The 4200-nt window shown below is 31.7% G+C and carries 5 protein-coding genes; all 5 read left to right on the top strand.

Translation table 11 applies throughout. The annotated features are described in order from the left end of the window. Positions 1-167, top strand: a 167-nt coding sequence (locus ACFQ13_RS07250) for a hypothetical protein (RefSeq protein ID WP_386115724.1), incomplete at its 5' end; no start/stop codon positions are given. Positions 168-172: 5 nt separating this feature from the next. Then, on the top strand, positions 173-574 hold the full coding sequence (locus ACFQ13_RS07245) for a hypothetical protein (RefSeq protein WP_386115698.1): 402 nt from the start codon (positions 173-175) through the stop codon (positions 572-574). A gap of 337 nt (positions 575-911) precedes the next feature. Then, entirely contained in the window at positions 912-2177 is a 1266-nt protein-coding gene (locus tag ACFQ13_RS07240) for a DNA cytosine methyltransferase (protein ID WP_386115696.1), read from the top strand. Then, entirely contained in the window at positions 2170-2796 is a 627-nt protein-coding gene (locus ACFQ13_RS07235) for a hypothetical protein (RefSeq protein WP_386115695.1), read from the top strand. Before ACFQ13_RS07240 ends, ACFQ13_RS07235 begins: the two co-directional genes overlap by 8 nt. A 251-nt stretch (positions 2797-3047) precedes the next feature. Next, complete coding sequence (locus ACFQ13_RS07230; protein WP_386115693.1) at positions 3048-3965, top strand: hypothetical protein; 918 nt, start codon at positions 3048-3050, stop codon at positions 3963-3965. Positions 3966-4200 lie beyond the last annotated feature (235 nt).

The following is a 4200-nucleotide window of genomic DNA, read 5'->3' as shown; positions in this document are numbered from 1 at the left end:
ACGATTTGACTGAAAAGCCAACTATATTGCAAATTGAGAATGGTAAATTCTTAAAAGAAAATGCACCTGACTTATTCAATGCGATTTTGGAATGTGGTGCATTTCTAAATTATAGAAAAACAGAAATTGGAGAACAACCAAATTTAATAATTGCAACCGATTCCTGACTCTGATGAAACATACTATTACAAAAAACGAGAAAGCTTTTAAGATTTTGAACAAACTCATTCTAAATGGATTTTACGATGGAAGTATTAGTCCTGAAAGGTTTGAGTTAACATCAACTCGTTTTACCAATAACCATAGGTTGATTGGGATTTTGAATAAAGAAAATAAATTCGAATTGAAGTTTGCCTATAAATATCCAATGAACATTGCATCTAAAGTCGCTATTGGAGTCGGAATTTTGATTTCTATAATTTCAATGGTTAAGGGAAATTGGCTTATTCCTGTTTTCTTTTTTGTAATTCCTTTTTTAATAACATACATAGGATTTAAAATAAAAGAAAGAAAAGAGATTGACCTTTTTACAAGTAAGTACTTGGAATTTTATAAAACGGAATATGAAACGTAATAAAAAAAAACTACACACAACACCGTGTATAATTAATTGCTTGGTTCTTGCCTACTTGCGAAAATTCCTGCGGAATTTTCACGGGTTCGTAAATGTTTGCTAACTTAGTTGCCTAACCACGCAACTAACCATACACAAACACGTTACCTGCAAGCTAAAAAAAACCACCTCACGGTCAAGCACATTTATTTTTTCCCAATGCTTAAAGCCAACACTTAAAAAATAAAAGAGCTTGCCCTTCCCCACCGCCACCCGAATAAAATTGTGAATAAAAATTATTAAATTCAACTAATCTGAATAGTAAACTTTATTACCTTGTGTGCTAAAATTAGAGATAATGATTAAAGAAAGAATCGACATAGAAAACATTGAAGGTCAACTATTTGAGATAAAAATAGTTGACCCAGATAATTCTAAACCAGCTTCTTTTACGCATTATTTACACAACCATAAGAGTGGTGTTTCCCAATTTTACAAAAAAGATGCACTTTCTTATGTAAAAGAAATTCTTGAAAAAGAATATCCAACAGAAAAAATCACAAATAAAATAGCTGAAGAAGCACTTCAATATTTGATTTTTGACCTTAATAAATCTGTTCCTTTTCCATCACCAGAAAAACCGAAATTTAAATTTATTGACCTTTTTGCAGGAATTGGCGGATTCCGTTTAGCACTTCAGAACCTTAAAGGTAAGTGCGTTTTCACAAGTGAATGGGACAAATATTCAAAACAAACTTACAAAGCAAATTTTGGAGAAATTCCTTTTGGAGATATAACAAAACCTGAAACGAAAAATTATATACCAGACAATTTTGATGTGCTTTGTGCAGGTTTCCCTTGTCAAGCGTTTTCTATTGCAGGAAGACGTGGCGGATTTGAAGACACAAGAGGAACGCTATTTTTTGACGTGGCAGAAATCATAAAGAAAAAACAGCCAAAAGCAATTTTCCTCGAAAATGTTAAAGGATTAAGAAATCACGACAAAGGAAAAACTTTGGCAACCATTTTAAATGTACTTCGTGAGGATTTGGGCTATTACGTTCCAGAACCTCAAATTATTAATGCAAAAGAATTTGGTGTTCCTCAAAATCGAGAGCGAATTTTTATTGTTGGGTTCCATAAAAACACTGGTATTACAAATTTTGCATATCCAAAACCAACCAAAAAGGAAACTGTTTTAGAAGATGTTTTAGAGCAAAATGAAGTTTCAGTTAAATACTATCTTTCAACAACTTACATAGATACATTAAGAAAACATAAAGCAAGGCACGAAAGTAAAGGAAACGGATTTGGCTATGAAATAATACCAAATGATGGAACTGCAAATGCTGTTGTTTGTGGTGGAATGGGAAGAGAAAGAAATTTAGTTTTTGATGATAGGTTAACAAATTTCAAACCTGTAACTAATATTTCGGGAGAAGTAAACCGAGAAGGAATTAGAAAAATGACACCTCGAGAATGGGCAAGATTACAGGGTTTTCCAGACAGTTTTAAAATAGTAGTTTCAGATGCACAAGCATACAAACAATTCGGAAATTCAGTTGCAGTTCCAGCAATTCAAGCAACTGCCGAAAAAATAATAGAAAAATTAAACAATGCTTAAAGAATTAGGAATTGTCATAGGTAATGACACAAAAGCAGGAAACATTTTTGAAGAACTTTTTCATAATTTTATGGAAATAGAATATGAAAAACCTTCTGAATATATAAAGTTATTTTGGGATAAATATGAAGCTTATGCTGAACGTAATTCAAATTTAAATGGTAAAATGTTTGAATACATTTTAGCTTCTCTTTGTATTAGAGAAAATATTTTACCAATTTATATGAGTGCAAAAGTTGCTTTTGTTCCAAATGTCGTTTATGACTTAATGTTTTATTCCGCTGAACGTGGTCCTATATGTTGGAGTGTTAAAACAAGTTTAAGAGAAAGATACAAACAAGCAGATTTAGAATCAATCGCTCTAAAATATGTTCATAGAAAAGCTTTAAGCTACTTAATAACTTTAAACGAAACAGAGGCAAAAAGCGTAAAAAGAAAAATTAAGACAGGAGATGTAATTGGGTTAGACGATGTTGTCGTTGCAACAAATCCTGAATTCGATGATTTAGTAGCTGACTTAAAAGAATTTAAGTTTGAACTACCACCAACTGTAAAAGTAATCGAATCAAATCAAGTGGTAACTATTGAAAAAGTAAGCGCTTTATTTCCCCCTGCTTAAGCCATACACATTTGCAATTCTCTACAGCCGACACGCAAGCCAAAAATTGCAAAAGATTATGGCGTTGCCAACGCTGAATGACAATCTTAACAAAAAAAGCCAGCAGGTAACAACGTATATAAAAAATAGCGGTTTTAGTGCTTAAACGAAAGATAAATAATAAAATAAAAGTCAGTTGTAATCCGAAAAATTAGAGCCTAAAATCCGCTACTTTTCATATACAATCCCGTTGTACGTAATTTGACCAAACAATGAAAACTTTAGTTTCGACATTATTATTTTTGCTTTTTTATTCGTGTTACGGACAAACAGTTTATGAATTAAATAAAACGGAATTAGAACATTGTCATACTTGTAAACCGAAAGACAAAAATCCAAATCCAAATCCTGAATGGGTAGAAACTGACTTAACTCGTTTCAAAGAAATGGTAAATCCAATTGTGGATTTGAAACCAACTGTAACCGATTACTTGACAGTATATCCTTCACTTTTAACTGGAAAAGGAAACGCATCAAGTAAGACAATAGAATTATTAGATGAACTAAAATTAGTTTCTCACGATTTCTATGGAGGATATACGAGCTTTAATCTAAAAATACTCACTTACAAAGACTTAATAATCTATTCAAGATTGGACACGGAAGTTGAGGAAAACGTATTCGAGAATATCTATATTAAGGAAATTACTATTCCTTTAACTTGTAGTGGAGCGAATATGGAATACTATAAGCTTTACAATCAAAACCTTTCTGAATATCAAAAAAAATATCCAAATTTCACATTGGAAATCGATAACGACAAATACAATACTGACGCTCTAAACGCATATTACAATCTGAACCAAGTTGAGTGGAATATGGGCACATATCACGTCGATGATGATTTTGTTCATTTTGCAAACACATTTTTTAAAACACTTTTGGAAAATAAAGAATATGAGATTATTAAAAAGCTGATTTTTGGAATAAATCCCGTTTCCAGAATTTATGCATTTTCCGCATTACAAAGAGTTAAAAAAGATGATTATGAAATTGATAATGAAACTAAAAAGCAAATGGAAATCGTAAAGAAAAGCGGATTGAAATTCAAAAGCGGAACATTAAGCTGTTGGATTGGGAAATTCGATTATGACTATTACGATTTTTCGATTGAAAGTAAAGAAAATTAAAAAACTACGTACAACAAAGTATATAATTAATGGCTAGTCTTAGCTTACTTACGAAAATCCTCGCGGATTTTCAATCTGGTGTTTATTTGCTAAATTAGGTGTTTAAACACGCCACTAATCATATACATAAACGTTACCTGCAAGCTGAACAAACCATCGTGAAACAAATAGACTTCATAGCTGAATTAGAATTTTTATCTACCGAACAAGGTGGACGAAATGGATACGCAAGTTC

The sequence above is a fragment of the Winogradskyella rapida genome, assembly GCF_042675845.1.
Taxonomy (GTDB): Bacteria; Bacteroidota; Bacteroidia; order Flavobacteriales; family Flavobacteriaceae; genus Winogradskyella; species Winogradskyella rapida.
This window is presented reverse-complemented; position numbering and strand designations above follow the sequence as displayed.